General features: G+C 59.2%; 22 protein-coding genes and 1 tRNA gene. 8 read left to right on the top strand and 15 right to left on the bottom strand.

The window, feature by feature from the left end; translation table 11 throughout:
* Window positions 1–2: 2 nt before the first annotated feature.
* Window positions 3–404, bottom strand: coding sequence for a cupin domain-containing protein (locus Q0Q48_RS02560; protein ID WP_295133433.1), 402 nt, complete (start codon window positions 402–404; stop codon window positions 3–5).
* A 127-nt stretch (window positions 405–531) separates the two neighbouring features.
* Between Q0Q48_RS02560 and Q0Q48_RS02555 the strand changes: the two genes are divergently transcribed.
* The 3 genes from Q0Q48_RS02555 (at window position 532) to Q0Q48_RS02545 (ending at window position 2,593) form a co-directional block, all read left to right on the top strand.
* On the top strand, window positions 532–1,941 hold the full coding sequence (locus Q0Q48_RS02555; protein ID WP_295133429.1) for an 8-oxoguanine deaminase: 1,410 nt from the start codon (window positions 532–534) through the stop codon (window positions 1,939–1,941).
* Between the two features lie 101 nt (window positions 1,942–2,042).
* Window positions 2,043–2,363: an alkylphosphonate utilization protein gene (locus Q0Q48_RS02550; RefSeq protein WP_295133426.1), complete on the top strand. Its 321-nt coding sequence runs from the start codon at window positions 2,043–2,045 to the stop codon at window positions 2,361–2,363.
* Between the two features lie 153 nt (window positions 2,364–2,516).
* Window positions 2,517–2,593 (top strand) — tRNA-Arg (locus Q0Q48_RS02545).
* Between the two features lie 111 nt (window positions 2,594–2,704).
* On the opposite strand, the gene Q0Q48_RS02540 is transcribed toward Q0Q48_RS02545, so the two are convergent.
* From Q0Q48_RS02540 to Q0Q48_RS02505, 8 genes are all read right to left on the bottom strand, one after another.
* A complete protein-coding gene (locus Q0Q48_RS02540; RefSeq protein WP_295133424.1) occupies window positions 2,705–3,862 on the bottom strand; it encodes a hypothetical protein in 1,158 nt (385 codons plus the stop codon).
* Complete coding sequence (locus Q0Q48_RS02535) at window positions 3,859–4,404, bottom strand: DUF4365 domain-containing protein (protein WP_295133421.1); 546 nt, start codon at window positions 4,402–4,404, stop codon at window positions 3,859–3,861. Before Q0Q48_RS02535 ends, Q0Q48_RS02540 begins: the two co-directional genes overlap by 4 nt.
* 132 nt (window positions 4,405–4,536) lie before the next feature.
* Window positions 4,537–5,190 carry a DUF4760 domain-containing protein gene (locus Q0Q48_RS02530; RefSeq protein WP_295133418.1) on the bottom strand — a complete coding sequence of 218 codons (654 nt, stop codon included), beginning with the start codon at window positions 5,188–5,190 and terminating at the stop codon, window positions 4,537–4,539.
* The gene (locus Q0Q48_RS02525) at window positions 5,187–8,684 is read right to left on the bottom strand and encodes a DNA methyltransferase (protein ID WP_295133415.1); all 3,498 of its coding nucleotides are present in this window, start codon (window positions 8,682–8,684) and stop codon (window positions 5,187–5,189) included. The genes Q0Q48_RS02530 and Q0Q48_RS02525 overlap by 4 nt, the downstream gene beginning before the upstream one ends.
* Before the next feature lie 187 nt (window positions 8,685–8,871).
* Entirely contained in the window at window positions 8,872–9,555 is a 684-nt protein-coding gene (locus Q0Q48_RS02520; RefSeq protein ID WP_295133413.1) for a hypothetical protein, read from the bottom strand.
* 310 nt (window positions 9,556–9,865) lie between these two features.
* Window positions 9,866–10,546, bottom strand: coding sequence for a recombinase family protein (locus Q0Q48_RS02515; protein ID WP_295133410.1), 681 nt, complete (start codon window positions 10,544–10,546; stop codon window positions 9,866–9,868).
* 103 nt (window positions 10,547–10,649) lie between these two features.
* Complete coding sequence (locus Q0Q48_RS02510; protein ID WP_295133407.1) at window positions 10,650–10,925, bottom strand: Rap1a/Tai family immunity protein; 276 nt, start codon at window positions 10,923–10,925, stop codon at window positions 10,650–10,652.
* A gap of 195 nt (window positions 10,926–11,120) precedes the next feature.
* Window positions 11,121–12,509 (bottom strand): tyrosine-type recombinase/integrase, encoded by a 1,389-nt coding sequence (locus Q0Q48_RS02505; protein ID WP_295133404.1) that lies wholly within the window; start codon window positions 12,507–12,509, stop codon window positions 11,121–11,123.
* A 247-nt stretch (window positions 12,510–12,756) separates the two neighbouring features.
* Between Q0Q48_RS02505 and Q0Q48_RS02500 the strand changes: the two genes are divergently transcribed.
* Complete coding sequence (locus Q0Q48_RS02500; protein ID WP_295133400.1) at window positions 12,757–13,899, top strand: tyrosine-type recombinase/integrase; 1,143 nt, start codon at window positions 12,757–12,759, stop codon at window positions 13,897–13,899.
* A gap of 48 nt (window positions 13,900–13,947) precedes the next feature.
* Here the strand turns inward: Q0Q48_RS02500 and Q0Q48_RS02495 are convergent, their stop codons facing one another.
* The 3 genes from Q0Q48_RS02495 to Q0Q48_RS02485 all read right to left on the bottom strand — a co-directional run bounded on the left by Q0Q48_RS02495 (window position 13,948) and on the right by Q0Q48_RS02485 (window position 16,471).
* Window positions 13,948–14,160, bottom strand: coding sequence for a hypothetical protein (locus tag Q0Q48_RS02495; RefSeq protein WP_295133398.1), 213 nt, complete (start codon window positions 14,158–14,160; stop codon window positions 13,948–13,950).
* Window positions 14,161–14,352: 192 nt separating this feature from the next.
* Window positions 14,353–14,649, bottom strand: a complete 297-nt coding sequence (locus Q0Q48_RS02490; RefSeq protein ID WP_295133395.1) for a hypothetical protein — start codon at window positions 14,647–14,649, stop codon at window positions 14,353–14,355.
* Window positions 14,650–16,132: 1,483 nt separating this feature from the next.
* Complete coding sequence (locus Q0Q48_RS02485; RefSeq protein WP_295133392.1) at window positions 16,133–16,471, bottom strand: hypothetical protein; 339 nt, start codon at window positions 16,469–16,471, stop codon at window positions 16,133–16,135.
* A 72-nt stretch (window positions 16,472–16,543) separates the two neighbouring features.
* On the opposite strand from Q0Q48_RS02485, the gene Q0Q48_RS02480 reads away from it, so the two are divergent.
* Window positions 16,544–16,831, top strand: a complete 288-nt coding sequence (locus Q0Q48_RS02480; protein ID WP_295133389.1) for a helix-turn-helix transcriptional regulator — start codon at window positions 16,544–16,546, stop codon at window positions 16,829–16,831.
* A gap of 28 nt (window positions 16,832–16,859) precedes the next feature.
* On the opposite strand, the gene Q0Q48_RS02475 is transcribed toward Q0Q48_RS02480, so the two are convergent.
* The 3 genes from Q0Q48_RS02475 to Q0Q48_RS02465 all read right to left on the bottom strand — a co-directional run bounded on the left by Q0Q48_RS02475 (window position 16,860) and on the right by Q0Q48_RS02465 (window position 19,997).
* Window positions 16,860–17,147 (bottom strand): hypothetical protein, encoded by a 288-nt coding sequence (locus Q0Q48_RS02475; RefSeq protein ID WP_295133386.1) that lies wholly within the window; start codon window positions 17,145–17,147, stop codon window positions 16,860–16,862.
* 159 nt (window positions 17,148–17,306) lie between these two features.
* Window positions 17,307–19,088 carry a hypothetical protein gene (locus tag Q0Q48_RS02470; RefSeq protein WP_295133383.1) on the bottom strand — a complete coding sequence of 594 codons (1,782 nt, stop codon included), beginning with the start codon at window positions 19,086–19,088 and terminating at the stop codon, window positions 17,307–17,309.
* Window positions 19,089–19,370: 282 nt separating this feature from the next.
* Window positions 19,371–19,997: a hypothetical protein gene (locus tag Q0Q48_RS02465; RefSeq protein WP_295133380.1), complete on the bottom strand. Its 627-nt coding sequence runs from the start codon at window positions 19,995–19,997 to the stop codon at window positions 19,371–19,373.
* A 216-nt stretch (window positions 19,998–20,213) separates the two neighbouring features.
* Between Q0Q48_RS02465 and Q0Q48_RS02460 the strand changes: the two genes are divergently transcribed.
* From Q0Q48_RS02460 to Q0Q48_RS02450, 3 genes are all read left to right on the top strand, one after another.
* Window positions 20,214–20,675, top strand: a complete 462-nt coding sequence (locus Q0Q48_RS02460; protein WP_295133377.1) for a hypothetical protein — start codon at window positions 20,214–20,216, stop codon at window positions 20,673–20,675.
* A 77-nt stretch (window positions 20,676–20,752) separates the two neighbouring features.
* The gene (locus Q0Q48_RS02455) at window positions 20,753–21,304 is read left to right on the top strand and encodes a hypothetical protein (RefSeq protein WP_295133376.1); all 552 of its coding nucleotides are present in this window, start codon (window positions 20,753–20,755) and stop codon (window positions 21,302–21,304) included.
* Window positions 21,305–21,307: 3 nt separating this feature from the next.
* Window positions 21,308–22,135, top strand: coding sequence for a hypothetical protein (locus tag Q0Q48_RS02450; RefSeq protein ID WP_295133373.1), 828 nt, complete (start codon window positions 21,308–21,310; stop codon window positions 22,133–22,135).
* Window positions 22,136–22,156: the final 21 nt, after the last annotated feature.

Genomic DNA, 22,156 nt, shown 5'->3' with positions numbered 1-22,156 from the left:
TCCTAGCGGCGGTCTGCCGGGGTGGCGCGCTTGAACGGTACCGGCGCATCCTTGCCAAGGACGACGTAGAGGCGGCGCCAGGGCTGGTCGTCGACCAGCCTCCAGGTGTGGCCGCCACCGGTCGTGTCCTCGGCCAGCAGGATGTCGCCGGGGGCGAGGACGAAGTGCTGGCCGCCGCGCGTGCTGAAATCCAGGGTGCCGCTCAGGGTGACGACGAGCTGGCGGACCGGCGCGGTGTGCCAGGCATAGGTGCCGCCGGGCTCGGTCTCCTGCAGCGATGCGCTGGTGACGTCGATCTTGCCGCTGAGCAGGTCGCCGTGCGCACCCGGCTTCAGGTCGATCCAGCCTTCCTCGACATGGGAGTTCTGGTCTTCGCCTGTCCAAATCCGTACGCACCGAATCATGCTACTGCCCTGCATTACCAATATTCGGGCGACGGTAGTACGGGCCCTTCCGGCTGGCAACAAACCGGGCCATGCACTAAGTCAGATTGAGCGACAGGCGCGATCCGCTGTGGGGGGAGGCTGGAAGATGGCGACGCTCTTGGTGAAGAACGCGCACGTCGTCACGATGGACGACCAGCGCCGCGAACTCGCCGACAGCGGGCTCTATGCGGTGGACGGGGTCATCCGGAACGTCGGTCCCAGCGCTTCGTTACCCACGACGGCCGACACGGTCATGGACCTGACGAACCACATCGTGTTGCCGGGGCTCATCAACGGCCATCATCATCTCGACCAGACCCTGACGCGCGCCCTGCCGGCGGCGCAGAACAACAATCTCTTCCGCTGGCTACAGGCTCATTACCGCCTGTGGGCGGCGCGCACGCCGGAGGCCAGCCGGACGGCCACGCTCGTGGGCTGCGCCGAGCTCGCGCTTTCGGGCTGCACGACCGTGTTCGACCATGCCTATGTCTTCCGCAACGGCTGTGCGGTCGACGATCAGATCGCGGCGGCGAAAGAGATCGGCATCCGCTTCGCCGTCTCGCGCGGCTCGATGTCGCTCGGTCAGTCGAAGGGCGGCCTGCCACCGGATTCCTGCGTCGAGGACGAGGACGACATCCTGAAGGATTGCGAGAGGGTCATCGGCCGCTACCACGATGCAACGCCGGGTTCGATGACGCAGATCGTGCTGGCGCCGTGCTCGCCCTTCTCGGTGACGCCCGAACTGCTGCGCCAGTCGGCATCGCTCGGCCGCAGGAGCGGCATCCGCCTGCATACGCATCTCTGCGAAACGCTCGACGAGGAGCGCTACACCTTGCAGCGCTGGGGCATGCGTCCCGTCGAGTACATGCGCTCGGTCGGCTGGGCCGGCGACGACGTCTGGTATGCCCATGCCATCCACGTGAACGATGCCGAGATCCTCGAGTTCGCCCGCTCAGGCATCGGCGCCTGCCATTGCCCCTGCTCGAACATGCGGCTGGCCTCGGGCATCGCGCCAGTGATGAAGTATCGCCGCGCTGGCGTGAAGGTCGGCATTGGCGTCGACGGCTCGGCCAGCAACGACGGCAACCACATGTTGGGCGAGGTGCGGCAGGCGATGCTGCTGGCCCGCCTGCAGATCGGCCTCCGCCCGCCCGAAGGCCCCGACACCACGCTCTCGACCTCGGATCCGAGCCGCGACGACGAATGGATGACCGCCCGCCAGGCGCTCGAACTCGCCACCCTGGGCGGCGCCGCGCTGCTGGGGCGCGACGACATCGGATCGCTGGCCGCCGGCAAGCAATGCGATTTCTTCGCCCTCGATCTCAACAGCCTTGGCTATGCCGGTGCGCTCGCCGATCCCGTCGCCGCCACGCTCTTCTGCGCCCCGCAGACCGCACGTCACACGGTGGTCGCCGGCCGCCCGGTCGTGCGCGACGGCCGGATCGTGACGATCGACCTGGAACGCACCGTGGCCGAGCACAACCGCCACGCCGCGCGGCTGGCGTCGTTGGCCTGAGGCCCAACAGGCGACCTTTTCAGGTGAGGCAATGCGTCGGGTTGCGACGGCCGTTTCCGGCCTGTAGAGCGCACGCTCACTTTTCAGGAGCGGAAACGAAGATGGCCGGCAGCGACGACGACTATGTCTACGACGAGGCCAGCGGCGAGTGGATCCCCGCGGCCGAAGCCGCCGCGAAGAAGGCTGCCGCCGAAGCCGCTGCGAGTGTCGTCGAGGTGCGCGATTCGGTCGGCAACCTGCTGGCCGACGGCGACAGCGTCCTGCTGGTCAAGGATCTCAAGGTCAAGGGTGCCAACCAGACCCTGCCGCGCGGCACGGTGATCAAGTCCATCCGCCTGACCGGCGACGCCCAGGAGATCGACTGCCGCCACGACACGATCAAGGGCCTGGTCCTGCGCGCCGAGTTCGTCCGCAAGCGCTGAGGCGACCGAAGCGCTCCGGCGCCCGCAGGCAAATTTCCGGCCTTGCCGGTCGATCCCGCTGCCGTGCTACAAGAGCGGCCTAGGCAACAGAGGGGCAGCTCAGACCCCCACCGGCAGTCCTCATCGGACCGCCGCAAAGTGTAGAAACAGCGTGTCCCCGTAGCTCAGCCGGATAGAGCAGCGGTTTCCTAAACCGGAGGTCGGAGGTTCGAATCCTCTCGGGGACGCCATCATCCTTAAATCTACAAAGAAGCCCGAAGTTATTGGCTAATTCATTTATCGGAGATACTCGATTAGGAGTAGGATTTAGGAGTAGTCCGATGAAGTCGAGTACGTCCGCTTTAGCGGCTTCTTGTGCTCTTGGGAACCAAGCTAAAGTCTGAAACTTCAGTGAAAACGTATGGCTGTCTTTTCGATTGCAGCTTTCCAGTCACCGAGACATAGGCCCCTTCAGCCATGTGAGCTTGATGGGCGGTCGCATATTGATCGGGGTCGAGAAAGATTCTCGCCGTCACAATTTGGTCTGTCTCGTGGAGAAGCAAGAATAAGGTAACGAGGCCATATCGCCGCCCGTCCTCGCCGACGTCTCCATCTAGTTCTTCGACCGTCCCGATGAATGTCCCCTCGTGAATCGGTGAGCCTGATTTAAGGGCAACCCTCACTTCTTCGATGCGGGAAAAATACTCTCGCTGAACCCGGATCACACTAGGAGCGCTTGAAACACCCTTCGGCATCGGTGCGTTTGGAGACCAGGAAGTTTGGATCTGAAGGCTGTTCTGCAACGACTCGTCGTAGAATTTTGTCAGTGCCTCGCAAATATTGGATGAAAGCATCGGCGCCGAACTGGCCAATGTCGTTTCGACGAGCCTATCGAGCGTATCCGCTTCGATTGCCTGGACGAGTGAGTTAATCGCCGCAGTTGCTAGCAGGGTGGTCTTCCGAACGAAAGGCAGTGCAATTTCGTCATGGAACAAAGGCGTCTCGACGCTCAGGGCAGTAACACGGCAAGAGACCTTGAGCACAAAACTGCCTCTATCGGTCTGTCGGAAATTAGCTGCATGAAGCAGTTGCTGCGCTTCGGCTCGGCCGAGCCGTGGATGGTGTTGCTGCGGCTTCAGTACAGTACTTGCAGCAGAGAGAAGCATCTGCTCTGCGCCAGCCATTGCCGCGGTCGCGAATACCAAGGGAATCGCCTGCTCACTGATACTGTCACCCAAGATATGGAACTTGAATGTATCGTCTCTAATCTCTTCCGTATCTTGAATGAGCGAAGAGAGTTCACGGTTCTCCAGCGCCGCGAGCTTTTGCGCGGCAAGCATAACTGTTTCTGCACTGTCTGGGACGTTGTCGTCGATTGGAAAGACGAGCTCACGCGACTCGTGCGACGGGTGACTGAGGATATAGAGGCGATCCGCCACGGCGTCTTCGCGCTGCAGCCATCCACGTGATTTTGCATAGTCGCGCAGGTTAACGGCGCTGACGATGAAAGCGGAGGTCACGGCGGGCTCACATAAACTGGAACATCGCGATTCGCTAACCGGTCCAACAGCGCTTTCAATTCCAGTGGGCTGAAATGCTGGCTCTCTGGAATGTAGACGGTTGTTCCCGATCTATTGGCCGTGGCCGGGGCGTCTCGCAGGCTCACCCAATAAGCGCAACGCTTCATCATGAGATTTTGCGGCGTGTGAGCAAGCCACTCTGCCTCATCCGGCGCAAGGAACAGAACCACCAGAATCCGAGGCACTGCCAGCGTGTGCGCTCTCAGATCATTGTAATGATCAACTCCGTTTACGAAGTAGGAGATATAGCCATTTGAGGTGCTTGGTGTTGCGATGGTGGCTTTCAGTTGAACTCTTACATCTACTTCTTTGAAGTACGATCCCGCCGGAAAGGGACCCCAGCTGGTGATCTGGGCGTCTATGCCGCTGTTGTCATGATGCCGGGTCAAAGGGAGGCACGATGCTCCTGCCCTCGACGCGACTGCGTGAAGGTAAGCGTAGCTTAGTTCAGACTCGATGTTTGGGGGCTGTATCGCGAGCATCGCTTGAGCGTTCCAACGGATCCGAATGCGGGTAAATAAAGCTTACACCAATGACGGTACTGCGTCTTGGCAAACTAGTCGTGCCCCGGGGCGTGCGTGTCTGCCAGGCTCGGGATTATCGGCGGCTGAAGTTCACAGCGGCTCCTTCCCCCACCGCTGGTCGAGGGCCAGCAAGTCCTCCCAATAGGCGGGGTCTTTCTTGCGCCAGTGTTCGATGTAGGGCCGGAGTTGCACGCAGTGGTGCCGAATGATCGTGCGGAACACTCGACACAGGAGTTGTTCGTCAATCTCGCGATGCAGGACGCTGGATGCGAGGAAGTCGAAGTAGTTGAGCTCGCGTGCTACCGAGCGAAGCAGGTCGTCATCCGTGTCGTCAAAGTCCTTCGAGCCAGCATCCAGCACCCGGGGATAGGGTAGGGCCTTGTTCACCGCATCCTTGTCCGCGACGCGCTGGGCGTTGGTGAAGTACTGCATGATGAGGTTGATCGTGTGCTGCTTTCGGGAGTTCCGGATGTTGACTTCATTTGTCACGATCCAGCCAATGGCAACCAGTGTGGGGCCGAGGAACAGCCCCGCAAACTTCCAGAACTCTGCTGGATTCCGGGGGTCGTATAGGGCGGAGAGTGCTGCTGCATAGGTGAAGGAGGCCAGCGCGAGTAGCACGCCGTAGATGTAGTAGCGCCGTTCAATGTGCACTTTTCTAGGAGCGGCCATATAGATTATGCCCCCGACTGCGAGCGGCCAGCTTGCGATGTGCGTTGGAATTGAGCCAAGCAACGCCGTCACCGGACCGTCGCGAACCTGCCATCACCAAGCACGCGCACATGGCCCAACGCAGCCAGCGCCGCCAGCGTCGACTCGACGCGGGCTTTCGGTGCACGCTGGTAACGCTTGGCCACCGCGGCCACATCCAGTGGGCGACCTTCAGTGGCGAGTACCCTCCGAACCGAAAGCACTTGCTCGGTAAGCTCGGCAGGCCATGCGCTGCGCTGCTTGGCCATCTTTGGTGCCGTGAGGTCCAGTTGCGCAGCCTTCGCTTTGCGCACTACTGCAGACTGGAATTCCGGCCTGAGCCACAGGACTTCTCCGCGTGCCTCGGCTTCGGACCGAGCGCGGTTAAGGCCACTCAGTCGTGCCAGAATGCCCTCTGTCGGCAGATTTGCCGGCCAGCCGTAGGCCTCGGCGACCGCTGTATCTAGGTCGTCGTGCAGGGCTCGAAGGATGGCAACTTGCCCCTCTGCATGGATGAACCGGGCATCAGCATCCAGCGGCAGGCCGGCTCGCTCGATCTCCATCACGTTGTAGAGCCCTGTCAGCGTAAGCTGCGGATTAGTGGCAAGCCGCACCTTGCGGTGGCGGTCTAGCTCCTCCGCTAGGCTACGAATGCGGGCCTGTATCGGTGGGGTAGGTACGGGAAACGGAAAAGGGTCGAAACAAACGGTCTTGTTGTACCGAGGATCGTTGCCGACCCCGAGCCGGCCACCGGCTTGCAACGCCCAACTCACATGGATGCGACTCGAAAGAATTCCCAAAAAGTAAGCATCGTCGAGGGCAATGCATATCAGCATGTTGTCTGGCAGCGTTGTGGCGTCGAGGAACTGAAAGGTCCTGTGTTTAGATGTTTCCGCAGTGGCGATATAGCGAGGTAACCCCTTCAAGGCCTTCCGGAGCTCGGGCCTCGTTTTCCCGAAGAGCCACCAATTGCGTGCGTACTGCGCGGCATCCGCGCCACCATCGGCTCTACCGCTTCGTGCATCGTGCACCGCGTCTCGAAGGTACTGCCAAATTGCCGAATGACGTTCTCGTACTTCTTGCTCATCGTAGCCAAACAGATCAATTGCAAGCACACCGCGTGGTCTCGACGTTAGGTCCCGACCATTCCGGTAAGGCCGGATCACGTTTTCGAGGCCGGGCGTTTTGCCCAAGCCAAGCATCTCTGCTTGAGCTGCGGTCACGATGAATCCGGCACCGTGAAGTTTCACTCCGGGGCTGCAGACAGCGTCGTTCGACAGTAGTGGAGTAGCGCTGGCGACGTCTGCGCCGATCCGGAGGTCGGCGAGAATTGGCCCGTTCTGTTCCGCCAGCGTAACGATGGACTCTCCATCTTGTCCGGGCTCTTCGTTGACTACGGATAGCAGACGGCCGTCATGCTTGCCCGCATCCACTACCGTCATCGCGATGCGCACGGCTGCGTTGCCTGCTCCATCGACCCACGGGTGATCAGGAATGGCGAAGACGATCGACACCGGGTTTCGGGCAGTCAGTGCGGCCTGTACTACGCGACGTGCGAAGACCTGGTGCATTGAGTTGGTCGTTATGAAGCCGAAGCGTTGTGCCTTGCCACGCGCCACGAGGTCCGCGGCCTTGTGCCACCAGTACATGACGATGTCGGCCGCTTGGGGCAGTTCGGGATAGGCCTTCCAGAGCGCTTCCGCTTTGCCTCTGCCGAACTCCGCCCGGAAATCCTTGCCTGCAACGAAGGGCGGATTGCCGATGATGAAGTCCGCCGCGGGCCACGTGGCGGCCTTGGGGGCGAGGAAACGCGTGATTTCGATCCTTGCCGAATCGTCGGGTACCGCCTCGCCCGTCACCGGATGGGTTTTGTATGTCTTGCCGTCCCAGACGCTTTGCGGATGGCCCTGTCCGTCGCGCACGATCTCTTCGCCATCGTGAACCAACAAGGCATCGCGGCACTCGATGTTGCGGAAGTTGCGCAAGATGGGCTCGGCTGGCGCGGTCTTGCCGTGCGTTCGATAGTGCCATTGCAGGTAGCCGATCCAAAGGACCAGCTCTGCCACGACCTGCGCCCGCGGGTTCAGTTCAATGCCAAGAAACTGGTGGGGGTCGACGGAAAAGCCCGTTCCACCCAGCTTGCCCTGCCGCGTATCTTCGCCGAGCTCCCTCAGCAGATCTATGACTTCCCCCTCCAGTCGCTTCATGTGCTCCAGAGTGACGTAGAGGAAGTTCCCCGAACCACAGGCGGGGTCGAGAATGCGCAGCTCGCAGAGGCGCTTATGGAAGGATCGGACCTCGGCTCTCGCCGCCTCCAGATCGTCGGCCGCGGCCTTCTGCATGGCTGCCGCCTTGGACGCTTCCCACTGTTCGCGGATGGGCTCCATGATCGTCGGCAGCACCAGCCGCTCGACATATGTACGTGGCGTGAAGTGTGCCCCCAGCCGGCCGCGTTCTTCGCGGTCCAGGGCCCTCTCCAGCAAGGTTCCAAAGATGGCTGGCTCGACCTGTGACCAGTCGTGTCGTGCGGCGTCGATCAACAGACCGAGCTGCATCCCGTCTACAGGTAAGGCTTCGATTCCGCCCGGGGTATCTGCCGCGAAGAGGCCGCCGTTGAACCGTCGCAGATCGCCGCGCAGCGCCGTCGAGAAGGCCCCACGGTCCATGGCTCGCCAGAGGTCTTCCGCCATCGGCTTGAAACTCTCTGGAGTGCCGCGCATGTCCTCCAACAGATCGGAGAACGCCGTTTGGCCCGGCAGCAATCCGACGCTTTGCGCGAACATTGTGAACAGGCACCGTGTCAAGAACCGGCTGACGCTGGCCGGAGCGTGGCCTGCTGACTCCAGCGACTTCGCCAGCTCCGCCAGATAGGCGGCGACCTCTCGCGTTACCTTGGCGGTGACATGCGCGGGGTCCAAGGAGTGCGGATCGGTCCAGACGCGACACAGGCGGTCACGGATGTCGGGGTCGGTCAGTGCTTCGATGGGGATACGGAAGCCATTCGCGTCGGGAAACTGGACGTAGTGCTTGCCTGTCCCCGAGAAGTCCGCAAACAGCTCGAAGCAATGACCCACGTCGCAAACGACCAAGAAGGGCGGCCACCCTTCTTCTTTGGGCAGTGCCTTGGCGTAGCCTTCCGCCTGTCCACGTGCCCGTAGCATGAGATCGCTCCAGCGCTTGCTGCCGCGGACCGCTGCTGACTTTCGCCGGGAGGGCGACTCACTCGGAGGTGTGAGATCGAATAGCGCGGGGGTCTCGGCTTCAATGCCCTGCTTGGCTTCCAGCACGAAGGCGTTGCGCTTGTAGAGGTCGATCCGTCCGGTGGAGGTCGAGCCGTCAGGGTGATGGAAGGTCACCGACCGCTCGAAAACATACTCGTCCCGGTCCTGCTCTCCGGTCGTCGGATGAGGCGGCTCCAGCCCCAGGACCCCACAGAGTTCTGTCAGGAAAGAGGTATAGTTCGCTCTCTCAGCGCCGCCACTGGTCTTCCAACGGGCAACGAAGGCGCCAACGGCGTTCTTTTCAGCTCCCTCGCGTGCGCTTGCCATTTTCTCCCCCTGTCAGGGACCGTGCCCAATTCCTTGGGCCAAGGGAAGCCCCGCCAGTAGCTGGACGAATACAAACAGATAGAAAGACACGCGCGTGTGCGATCTCAAGTTGCTTGGGCGGCTCCCTACGTGAACGCCCGGGGGACCATGGATCACCACGGCCCCCACGGAGGACATCACTATTACTCTAGGGCTCAACACCGCCCAGATGGTACTTGGCGGCCATCGCTCCGGCGGTCACCACTTCGGCTAGTTGCGCCTCGGTCGGCCCCTCGGATGGCGGTCGCCATGCCGGCGCGAAGGCTGCCGCCATTTCTGCATCCCGAATCTGCCGGCCCCTGCGGGCGCGGTAGCGGTGAACCAGCGTCTCGCTGATGCCGAGGCCCTGCGCTATTTGGGAAGGGCCCATGTCCGGGTAACGGCACGTCAGCCAGCAGACCCGCATCTCGGGCGTCATTCCCGTGTTCTGCCGGGCGGCGAATGCCCCAAGCGCAGTGAGGGCGGCGCGGGCGTCCTCGGGCAGCTCAGAGAGCGCGGTAAGCGTGGCGGGCAGGTGGTCCCTGACGTACTCAATGCCCACTGGCGAAAGGACATCGAACGGGGTGCGGTCGGGGTCGTACTGGAAGCCCTTGTTGTCATGCCGGATGCCAAGTCCAGACGCTACAGCGCCGGGCGTCAGTCGGAAGCGGTGCTGTTGCGAGCGGTCGTCCCACTCGCGAGAGAGCATGCCCATGTGGGCCAGAGCGTCGCGGAGCCGGCGGGGTCCGACGCCCAAGTCCTTCGCAACTTCCGACAACGGGCGATGATCGCCCAGGTCAAGCCAGGTCTTCTTTCCGGTGTCGAGGTCCGTCACTTGGCGCACGTAGTTCATGGGGGCTCCTTGTTGGTGCCCGCACTCACTTCACGCGCTCTGCACTACATGTTGTGTCCGTCGTCGCTGAATCCGTGGGCCGGCCGGCGAACGCTTCTGTTGGGGCTAAAGGGGGCCCTAATCGGCATGGTCTTTACAGGGCTTGTGGGACTCACCAGAAGGTCGCCGACGAACCGCTACGTACTCCCGCCAGAATTTCGAGATGTGCTCAGTGGAGTCCCTAGCCCCTGTACGAGGCATTCGGCTGAATTGATCCCGGCTGCTGTCCGGTTACCAGATGTTGTTCAGGGGGCAACGAGGGTCTACGCCGCTACGCCGTCATCTGCCGCAGGGCTCGGGCGACCTGTGCCGCCTGCCACGACCCTCCTCGGGGTGCGGGAATCTCCCGCTTATTGAGGCCTGCAGCCAGCTGGCGAAGAGAGGTTTGCCCATGCTGGCGAAGGTCTGCAATCACCGCCTCAAGGTCGCGTGCTCGTGCCGCCGCTCTGGCCTGTCGCGCCATCACGCTGGCCTTCGCGCCGGCCATGGCCACATGAGCGAGGTTGCCGCGGTCCCCGCCCAACTTCGTGCCGCGTGCCTTGGCGCGTGCCAGTGCTGCCTTGGTGCGGGTCGAGATTGCGACGGCCTCGTGCTCCGCCATGGCGGCCAGCACGTGAATGGTGAAGCGGTTGGCCTGCGGCATGTCGACGGCGACGAAATCCACACCGCTGTCCATGAGGTTCGCGATGAAGGCGACATTGCGAGCAAGTCGGTCAAGCTTCGCGATGATCAGCGTGGCGTTGTGCAGGCGGCAGGCGGCAAGGGCGCGGGCCAGCTCGGGGCGGTCGTTCCGCTTCCCCGATTCGATCTCAGTGACTTCCTCGACAAGCCTCCATCGCCCGCCGTTCAGGTACTCCCGCACCGCTTCCCGTTGTGCGTCGAGACCAAGCCCGCTCCTGCCCTGTCGCGCCGTGGAAACCCGGTAATACGCAATGTGCCTGCCTGTCGCCATCGTGGCTACTCCCATCCGATGGGCGTTACGTTAACCGCATCGGACGTTGCTGTAAATGTTACGGTCTTCGGCAGGGTATGAAGCCGGCTGGGGATGAGGTTGGTTACCTCTTCCTGCAGGGGTAGGCTTCGAAAAGTGCGACAGATACCGTTGTTGCGGCGACGTAAGGGCGCTCCGCAGGGTTTTGTTGCAGGTACCTGATCGCGACATCGACGGCCTTCTGGGCATCCAGCGCCGGCGGCATGCACACCAGGTTGCGTTTGAGTTCCTTCTCTTCAGCTACGACCGTATCAATCACGCCCAAGATGTATGCGTGACAAGTGTCCTTGTCCTTGGGGGCTGAGCTTGTGCAGAGTTTGTGGAGAAGGACGCCGCTCATGTAGCCTTGAGAACTCGCGGACTGCGCCAGCAGGAGGCCAACCAAACCGACCAAGGCCCAACACCTTCTCATGAACGCCTCTCCCAGTACTGTTCTTGTGCGACAGCGAAAAACCACCGATGGCACTGTGCATCTTGCTTGATGGTTGCTCAAGGCACGGGTGGTGTACGGGGGGGAACCACGCGCAGCTTGACCCTATCGGTGGCCTCTCAAACTTTTGTTGCTGACCTTCCGGTGCTGCTTGCCTTTTTCACCGAGCGGTGGAGGGTAGCTCAACTTCCTGATGGCCCCGCCAAGCAATCCCTGCGTTGCCCCACGGCCGGAGTACAGGCCATAGGTCATGGTGCGCTTCTTGTGCCCTACAATGTCCGCCGTGAGGTTCTCTGGAGTGCCGGCCGACTCAAGGAGGTGCACGACCGTGTGACGAATGCTGTGAAAGACCTTGGTCTTGTCATGCCCAAGCGAGTCCTTCAGCCGAGTAAAGCGTTTGCCGATACCGTCTCCGCGCTTGCCGTACTTGTTGCCGTCAAGGCCGGCCAAGAGGAAGCCGCCTTTCTGCCGTGCAACTAGGCGGGCGACCACGGGCTTCAGATGCGGATGAAGGGGTACCTCGCGAGCGCCGGCCTCGGTCTTCGTGTCCGCGATCCTCAGCCGGCCGTCCCGAACGTCCTCCACCTTCAGCGCACACAGCTCCTCGCGTCGGGCGCCGGTAAAGGCTGCCAGGGCGATGAGGTCGGCCAACTCTTCGTCACCCTGTTCCCGGGCAACCTTGAAGAGAGCCGCGACCTCTGCCGCAGTAAACCCTACGCGCTTGGCCCTTACGGTGTCCTTCTGGCGAACCCTGAACCGGAGGCCGCCGAAGGGATCAGGACCGTCGTCCGGCACCTCCCCGCGCTCTTTAAGGTAGCCCCAGAAGGACCGGATGCCTGACATCTCTCGCTGCACCGTAGTCGGCGAGAGGTTGTCGTCTGTCTTGCGCCGTTGTGCCCAGTCGCTCACCGCCACCTTGGTCACCTTGGCGGTGAGGGGGAAGGCTTCGATGAACCGCTCAACTGACGTGCGGTCCATCGCGGCGGTTTTCGGTTCGACTTCGGAGCGCCTGCGAGTGAACCAAGGGTCAACAAATGGGCGCAGGGGCTTCAGCCCTCTGATGGCGATGTCGATGAACGTCCGCGCCTGAGGGCCCCCCATCGCCGCCAGCGCCTCGACTTCGTTGCCCTCGTGATACAGGTCGGCGGCTCGCAGGACTGCTTGCCGGCCGCCGCGTACGTAGCGATCTGCCGCCAGCAGTACGGCCACTTCCGGCGCTACGCTCACGCTGCCGGGTTCCGAAGGCTCGTTCTCAATCTGCCTGCGCCACATGAGGGCGTCTGCTTCCACCGTTCCCGCGCGGCCCCGAGCCTCAAGTACTCGCGCCCGAAAGTCGCTGGCCGCCCGCGGCGCACGCGCTTCAGCCAGCTTCCTGTCGTCTGTATGCAGGTTCACCCACTCCTCAGACTTTCCGAGAGCCTCGCGAACGTCACGCGGCACCTGGAAGCGGGCCCAATATCGATTGTGCTGGAGCTTGATGTAGCGGCTGACCATGCGAACGTGAATAGGAGTAGAAAATAGGGGTATATATCGGCCGAGTATCCCAATAAATACCGTCCTGTCTACATCCGTGTTCTTCTAAGCATCCGTTCCTCTCGGGGACGCCATCTTCCAAAAAGTGAACGTGGAACATAGTGAACGTGGCGAACCATTGCGTCCGCACGCTTCCTCTCGCAATTGTCTTGCTTTCGTACATGGGTGAACACCGAGAACCGTGGTGCCACGGAGATTGGATGTACCTATGGCGAACCTTTTATTTACCGACATGGCGCTGCGGTCGCTGGCTCCGCCGCCGCAAGGTCAAGTCGATTACTTCGACGACGCTCTTGCGGGGTTCGGCCTCCGCGTAAGTCAGAAGGGCACCAAGGCGTTCTTTCTCCTCACTGGGAAGAAGAACAATCGCCGTCGGCAAGGTCTTGGACGGTTCGGCATCATCTCATTGGCCCAGGCACGGACCAAAGCCAAAGAGCTGCTGGCTGAGAAGACGCTCGGCATTGGGAAGGACAAAACTGTCCTCTTCAAGGAAGCGTGGAAGACCTACCAGGAGCAGAAACTTCCCCGCCTCAAGCCCCGTACCGTCAAAGACTACACGCGGATCATTGAGACCCACTTCCTCAAGAAGTTGGGGGACACCCGGCTGGGAGATGTCGAGTTCGAGACGATCACGAACATCACCGACAAGCTGGTCGGTACGCCGACCGAACAGAAGCACGCCCTTGTAGTGGTAAATACCTTCCTGCGGTGGTGTGTGCGGCGGCGGCTGCTGAAGCACAATCCGCTCGATGGTGTCGAAGTTCCGAAGCGTCCGTCTCGGAAACGTGTCCTCTCCGACGAAGAGTTGGTGAAGATTTGGCGTGCGGCTGAGAAACTTGGCTACCCGTTCGGAACGATCGTCCAACTTCTCATCCTGTGCGGTACTCGGCGGGGTGAGATGGCAGGGCTTCGCCCGGCGTGGTTCAGCCACAATGGACAGACGATAACGTTGCCGTCTGAGGTGACGAAGAACGGTCGGGAGCTGATACTTCCGGTCGGTCCAATGGCGGTGAAGATCCTGTCGGACATCACTCCGGCAAATGGGTTCTACTTCCCCGCCAAGGGAAACGAAGAAACCCACTTCAGCGGGTTCTCAAAATGCAAGAAGCGTCTGGACGAACTGACGGGAGACATCCCGGCCTGGTCGCTCCACACGCTGAGGCATACGTTCTCGACGAACTGTGCCAGGTGGGGTGTCGCCCCGCACATCAAGGAAATGCTGCTCAATCACATTTCGTCGCGGTCGGAAGTGGAGGCCATCTATGACCACCATACCTACGGAGATGAGAAACGGGCAGCAATGCTCACGATCGAGGACAACATCAAACGACTACTAGAGGCTCGCGCTTAGGCGCGGGCTTTTCTTTCGACTACGCCCAACAATATACATTTTGCGACGCTAGGCGTATCGCTCCAGCACAAGATGGGCAGCATATCCTCGTTTGAGCACTTGGCGGAAACGTTCTGCGGTCTGCGAACTATAACTACCATCAAGGTTACCGTGTTCTTTGAGCTTGCCGTTTACCAAGTATTTGAAGTCGAACATATACCAACCCTGTTTGCTGACGCTGATATTCGAGACTTCAACTTTGACCGAAAGGCTGTACTTCATACACAATACAGTCAGCTTTTAAAGACGCAGCCAGCTCATGAAGTCCCCGAAATCCGGCTTGTCCGTAGTTTCGCGGTACATATCGTAAAGATTAAAGAACCAGCCAAGGTTTGCATTTCTTAGAAGCAACCTCTTTGCTTTGTCCTTTGGTATGTCTTCCATATCTCATTATTGATTATTCGATTACTCGTCCTACGCCGCGACCATCTTCTCCACCATCACGCCCCTGTCCTTGTCGAACTCCACTACGCGCTTCATGACAGTCCCCTCAATCGCGTAGCGCTCGAACGCCTTTGAGCCTGGGTACTTCCTCTGCCCGATGCTCACGAGTTTGAGCGATGAGCCTTCCAGTGCTTGCCTAATCTCTGTTACGCGCCCGCTAGGACATTGGACTCCCGTGCCAAGCATGATGTCCTTCGTCGTGCAGCCGCGATGAGCGCGGATGTAGTCGAACACTTTGCGCTGCTGTTTGGTGAGGCGCGGGGTCATGCCTTCTGTTGTTGAATGTACGCCCGCAATGCCATCGCTAGAGGACGGTACGCAGAGCTGTGGCCTTTTAATCCGTACGCGTGGGAGACCTGCACAATTCCGACCTGACCTCTCGCCCAGGCGAGAGCAAGTTCGACCTGGCCGGTCCATAGGATCCCGACGCCGAAGAGAAAAGAGGGTATAGATGCCACAACCCAGTGGAGTATCGGTCGCATTGTGACGGTGTACGCCAAGTCTAGGACGGTCGCTAGAGGCGTCCGCTATCCACACCCTCCTGAAAGAGCGATGAAGAGGTGGGGTATACTGGTCTCTGTATGCAGCGTTATTCTACGAATAATGAACGAAGTGTGCGTAACCATGTTATGCTTAATTCGTTCGTAAATACCGCATCATACCGCACTGGCCGTCCTTAATTGGGCGGCTTTTGCGTTGTTCACATACCGTCAGAGGTAACGAGTAATCGGGGCGCTGCTCGCTAAATCAGCTCCGCATTGAAATCAGTGGTTCGTTGTTGGGGGAGCAATCGGACAATAGGCCCCCAGTTGGAAGATACTGGATAGGCGGCGACAAGAGAGCTACCGGAAGCAAACTCTTATCGCTTCCCCACCAGCGCGCCACACAAGCTCTTCTTCAGGCTCATACTTGCTGCTCCGAAAACAAGTTGACCACTCTTGCGGAGCCTAATGGTATGCGCCGGAAGTGAGACACCTCCAATATCGCTTGTGGCGCCGCCAGAAGAACTGATTGTGAGGAACCTCTGACCCGTTACTCCGCCGCAATTGCTTAGACCTAAAGCAAAAGTGGGGCGCTACCCAAATGTATGTATCTAGACATTCAAGAGAAAAACAAAGAGCTTCTAAAAGCGCACAGGCGGGACAAATTCAGCTACCGCGATTTCATAAAGAGCGACTTCTGGCGCATTCAAAAAGAGGTTTGGTACTCACAGCACAAGAAGCGATGCGCTCGATGCAAGACCACGAAGTATATAAACCTGCATCACAAGCGATACCCGAAGAACAACAGATATCTCGGCCTGAGCGATAATGACTTCACCGCATTGTGCCGAGGTTGTCATTTCAAGTACCACAAACAATACGGTGTGCAGCAGTACATGCAAACGACGACAAACCGATTCATCCGCAAATGAACAAGAAACCGACAAGAGGGAGGAAGAAGAGCAAGCACCTGTACGTCAGGAAGGATTGGAGCATTAAACCACGATGAACGAAGAACTAAACGCAACAGAGAACCAGAGCGATCCCGCCTTCATCAAAGCGGTAGAGGCTGAGGTGTTTGGCACAATAGCAGACCTCTCGGTGATGGAATGGTGGCTGCTGAGGCGCGTGCTACAATCGAGGTAGCTGGTGCTCCTTTCCGACCTCCCATTTCGTTACTAACTGGTTTTATTTCCCAGTCTCTCGCTCTCAGGTCGGGCCTATAACCATCGCCAGCTACGCAGACCGCCTTCGGGCGGTTTTGCGTTCTACTGCCACGTCCAGGAGCACTTGCCGTCGTTCGTCGTGCTCTTGATGAGACGTTTCCCAATGCCTGGGAAGATTTGATAGGTCGTTGGCCCGTACATAGCGTTCGCCCTCTCAGCAAACCCGCCGCCGTCCTGGCCGATGTCGACGTCGAGCGGCGTCCCTGTTGGCCTACCTTGGAGGACGAAGACGAGACGTGCCTTCCGGGGTTCCTCGGTTACGAAGACGATTGCGCCATCAGCACATGAACCACTCGTGATCTTAGCCTTGGCCTGCCAGCTCGAGGTTTGGGCAAGGGCTGGGGCGGCGAACAGAAGCGCCACGAAAAGAATACCGCGCATACATGCCTCCTATTTTGAAAGGAGGGAACATATGCCCTGTATTACCCGTTCGCAAGCTGGTGGCGTCGAGCAATGGACGCAAGGAGGCTTGTTGGCTGGAATGTCAGACGCTTACGGGTCGCCAAAAGCCTCACAATTGAGGAATTGGCGGGGCTGGCAGGCGTAGACGAGAGTTTTGTCGCCCGCCTGGAGCGAGGTCAGGTCAACGTCGGGATCGACATTCTGGGGCGTCTGGCGTCCGTCCTGGGCGAGGAGCTGGGCGAGCTGGTGGTCAAGCCACCCCCCGGCGCTAAGCCACCGAAGCCCCTCAGGGCGGGTAGACGGCCTGGGACAAGGAAAAGCCCCCAGGATCGTTCCTGAGGGCTTCCAGAGGCCAAAAACGGAGTGTTTAGACCTGTGCCTGAGCTGGCTTCGGCTTGAAGAACAGGTGATACGAGCCGTGAGCGGAAATGAAGCCGTAGAAGGCCTCGGCCAACAGCACCAGGTCGGTGTTGAGGTTGGCGGGATCTATCGAAGCGCCGGTAGAGGCGGAAACCGCGACCATGCCGATAAGGGAGAGCACCGAGAGAACGATACGCTTGCCGGTCGTCGATTCGATCCCGGTAATGGCGTTGACGACGGCTGTGAGTGCATTGAGCACGAACGGCGAGAGCACGATAACAATTGCTGTAATCATAAATTTGAAAAGCTAGTTTTTAATACGCCCCGCACTGCTCACTGCGCCGTACAGCATGAATTGAACGGACAGTGAGCCAGAGACAGCGCCCAACAGAGAGAGCACGCCTGCGCGCCTGCTCAAACGTTCGTCTCGCGGAGCCAAATTTGGTGTGGTGGGTCATAGATACTTTCGGTAGCTGCCATTCTTGAATGCTATCCACCATTCGCGATTCCCCGCCTTCCACTGCTTGCACATCCAGCGAATGCAGACCTCAGGGTTGTCGAGTATGAACTGAGCTGACTGGAACGGCTTGCCTGGGCCGACGTGGTAGTGGTCGTTTATCTGGGCGATGCCCCAATCAGTGGACCACACCTTGCCACCGCTCACGGTGTTCTCGCGAATGACAGGCTGTCCCTTCTTGGGGCCTGAAAGATAGTAGCTCTGCCAGCCGCTTTCTGCTCCGACAGTCGCGCACAGGTCGTTCTTATCCTTCACAGTCATTCCTTCTTCGTCGCAGATGACGCGGACGCTATGGCGAGCCGATGCAACAGTGCTCCAATCGAACTTGGGAGGAGGTGGAACAACAGGCTCAGGCTCAGGAACCACGTTCGGGGGAGAAATGTGGGGGGAAGTGTCCGCCTTTGGCGGTGCGGTGAAACGACCTGGGAGGTAGCCTTCGTAGAAGGACTGTTCCTGGGTGGTGAGCGCCGCTCCCGTCTGCATACGCGAGATTTCGTCAACGATGGCCTTTCGGGTTGTCAGATATTGCGCCTGGGCGTCTGAACCAAATACCTTGCCAAGTGTGCCACCTACGACGCCAGAAGCACGCTCGCTATCCAGTTCCTTCAGTTTGCTGGTGAGCTGAACAATGTTGTAGAGGCGTGAAATGTCGTCCTGCTCGGCGGCCGGTATCTTGCTGTCCTTGATGCCTGTAGTCGCTGATATGAGACTTCCATCTGGTTTTGGCATCTCCTTCGCATATTGAGCGACGACGCCAAACGCACCCTTCGGGAGGCCTGTAGGGATAGCGCCAGTTGAGGCGTATTGCTGGGCGTAAGCGATAAGGTTTGTAGGGTCTAGGCCACTACCCGAAGCATCTGCGTTGAGTTTGGCAATCTCGGCCTTCGTCTTCTGAATTTCGAGCTGGTCTTTCTGCCGCTTGATTGGGTCAACGACCAAGCCCTTTGCGGCCATGATGTTCAAGGCATCATCGGCGCTCTTGGCGTTCTGAATTGTGCGTAGCGTGAGTGCGTCTGCACCGTTCTGTGCTGCGGTGATGGCAAGTGCGCTGATATCCTTTGCGTCCTGCTTCTGCTGGGCGACAAATCCGTCCTGAGCATCAAGCGACAAGAGCAACGCATCGGCACGTTTCTTCTCTTCGGCTGTGAATGTGTCGTAGTTGGCGTAAATGTTCTGCTTGGCCGTGCGGATATCAGCTTCTATCTGCCCGTATTTGGCGTTTATGGCGTCTGTAGCGTGCTTCTCGGCAAGCGCGAGGTTGCCTTGTGCGGCTTCGGTGAGTGCGGCAAGGCGCATGGTCTCAATGGCGTCTGTACGGGCGGCGTTCTGAGCCTCGCGGGTCGCGAAACCCTGGGTGTCGCCCTGTTTCATCGCAAGCTCTTGGTTCTTGATGGCGTTTGTCTGCTGAATCTTGAGGGCTGTGTTGAGTTCATTGAGGTTGCGCTGAGCCGATGCGGTGTACTCGTTGGTGATTGCAGTGCTGTCAGTCCCTTTTCGCGAAAGAGATGCCGTGAGCTGGTCAAGTGCGGAAATATTGGTTGAGCCTGGAGTCGGCGTTGGCGTAGGTGCTTGAACAGGCGGTGCAACAGTGATGTTTGCGACGTTTGGGGTCGCTACGACCGGCGGGGCTGTTACGCCTATCGGCGCTTGAGGCGTCGTAAGGGTGGAGACAGCTATAGGAGCTGGTGTTTGCCCCGGCCCTGCTGGAGCTGGCGTCATGCCTGTCGCCTTAATAGTCGCTGCGAGTTGTTCGGGTGTTTGAGTAGGCATAGCTAAGTGAGGGCGACGTACCTCCAGGCGCGATTGAGGTAGTCATATAAGTATAAGCGATAAGTCGAGCCGTTTGCGTAGAGCTTCACCTGTTGATAGACGTTTGTGGGCGCTACTGATGGTGCAGTGGAGACGACCTCGAACAATCCGATGATGTCGGTATTCAAATTTATCTGCTTCTGCTCAAGCCTCGTTACTCGTTCCGCTAGTGCTGCAAAGTCGTCCATACATTTATTCGGCAACAGCGCCGTAAACGATCATTTGGGTAATGCGAAGGGAGTTCGACGTGTTGAACCCTTCAAAACTGATGTGTGGCTGCATGGCGTGAACCTGCGTTCGGCCAAATTCGAAGTCGAAAAGATACTTGGTGCTGTTTGCCGGAATGGTGAAGGTTGGAACAGCGGTTTGGCGCGCAGTCAGCTTTTCATCAATGAAGCTGAATGTGCCGCGATCGATCGGACTACCCCCTCCATTGACCACGCCTGTCGTGACGAAGCGAATGCGGGATATGAAAACGGGACGAGGGAAGGTGATAACTGGGAGGTACGCATGTCCCGAACCTCCGTTCGCTGATGTGATGTCAACGACAGCCCATGTATTCGTAGATGCGCCGATGCCGAGCAGGTTGCCGCCAATCGGTGCGAGCATGTAGGCGTTGGGTGACGCTGTGGCTGTTGTTGCAGCGAATGGATAGAAGCGGCGTCGTCCTGGCACTACCTCCGCAAAGGCAAGCACCTGGCTGCCGTCGAGGCAGAACAGGGCGCGGCCGATGCTTGCCCAGTGGTGCTTGTAGGGAAGACTGTTCTGCGTGAGCGTGACGTTGCGGAACTTGCGTAGGAAGCGTCGCGGCAGGAGCACAGGCTACTGTTACAGCCACCTCAACCGCAGACACCTTCGTTATTGCCCCATCGCAGTACATTGTCTTCGGACAGAGCGGAGGCACAGGCACCTTTTCACCAGAAGGCCGCTGCTGGGCTGAGTTCGACACCTACGGTCTCTAATTATCTAGTCCGCTTTAATTAGCGGGCTGGGTAGAGCGCTCCAGCGGAGCCTTCCACCTAGCTCGCTAGCAATATGACAACCAACCACAAATACATCGCTCCAGCGCTCTTCGCCCTCGCAGGCGCAATCATAGTGCTGGCACTCGTTCTCTTCACGCAGGCACGTCCGGCGCTTGGCTCTGCCTATCCAGGCGACCCGCAGATGAGCGTTGCCACGACCTCGACCACCTTTTCAGTTACGACCTCTACCCGTGTGCTTGCAACGACGACGAATCCAACTGACCCAGCCAATAGCTACACCCGCGCATACGCAGTTATCTGCAACCCCAATGCTAATCCCGTTTACATCAACCTCGACGGCGACAAGGCCGCCAACGCCAATACAGGCAAGTACAGCCACGTCATTGCGGCCGCAGCCGGGTACGAGGTGTGCTTTGAACTCACTGGCGCACAGATGAAGTACAGCGGCTCGATTACGGCCTCATCGACCAACCAGACAGCCACCACTATCAGCGTTACTGACTACGTCTTCTAGGTATGAACCTCTCGACGATGGCAAGTCGAATACGTCGCCGCACACACACCGACACGGTGTCATTTGCCGACGCTGACATGCTCATCGCACTCAACGCATCCTACGAGTATTACACCGCCATCATCCGCAGGAAGTTGGACAACTACCGCCCCACGCTTTGGACATCGGGCGACCTCTCCACAGGTACGGCCGAGCCAAAGTTCGACAGTTTGTTCCATGACCTCATTCCTCTGCGTGTCATTCTCGAATACGCGGGTGAGGGTGTAATCCCCTCTATCAACGCCTTTCGAGCAGAGCTGACCGAGAAGGAGAAGCAGTTCACCGACTTCTACGGAATGCGGAACTACCAAGTCTTCACCGTCACCATCGCAGACCCAGGCGTCATCACCAGGAAAGCTCATGGCCTCATCGTCGGTGACAAGGTTACGTTCGCTACGACTGGCGCACTGCCTACCGGCCTTGCTGTAGACACTTGGTACTACGTCGTCCAGACGTCGCAAGACACGTTCCAGGTCTCCGCAACAGACGGAGGAACAGCTATCACCACAAGCGGCTCTCAGTCCGGTACGCACTACTACGCCTCAGACAGGCAAGGAGGCATGAGGCCAGCGCCGCAGAACAACAAATAATCTATGGACGGCAAGACACTACTCACCATCGGAGCGAAGGAAATCCTAGACGGCCTCGCGTCGTCTGACTACGCCGCCAATGGCGGGTTTGGCGTCTCGAGCAGTAACCTCAATCCCTTCCCAACAGAAGGCATCTTGCAGGCCACCCAAGACCCTACCGACAAATCCACCAACCTGTCCGGCAACCTCATCGCCTCATGTGAAGACAGCCAGGTCGTTTCCCCGGCCAATCGCGTTCTCATCGACGCTTCAGGCAACGTGTACGATTCCAGCAGCGTAGGAGGGCTAACAAAGCGCATTACTAGCGCCGCCAAGACCTACAGTTTCGGCGTGACCGACATGGTGTCATACGCAGGCTCAACCTACGCCACCTCAACCACCCACATGGCGAAGATAAACACCTCTGCATGGACGTGGACGGAGGATTCGGCCGTATTCGCCTCTAGCTCCGTCCATCACCCTCTGCTCGTCTATGAACAGCGCCTCTACGCGGGTGATGGCAATTTGCTCAAGTACACGACGGACGGGGTGAACTTCAGCACGATCCTCACCCTCGCCTCCACAGAGCGCATTGTGGCGCTTGGCATCGACCCATCGACCGGACAGATGCTCATTTCCACCCAGGTCTCCTACAATCCGACCGACAGCGTTCAGCAGAAGGGCATTGTCTACCTCTACGACGGCAATTCCGAGAAGCCGACCCGCAAAATCATCGTGGAAGAGATGGTTACAGCCTTCGTCCCTCATGGCGGACTTGTCCATGTCGGCATGGGTCAAATCTGGGGCTACTGGACTGGTACAGGCGTCGCGTTGCCGCGGCAAGCTGCGTAGTTGTTGCGTATGGATTAGCGG

Origin of the sequence: uncultured Reyranella sp. (assembly GCF_945957355.1) — a bacterium.
Lineage (GTDB): Bacteria > Pseudomonadota > Alphaproteobacteria > Reyranellales > Reyranellaceae > Reyranella.
Note: the sequence above shows the minus strand (reverse complement) of the source record. Positions and strands in the feature narration are given on the sequence as shown.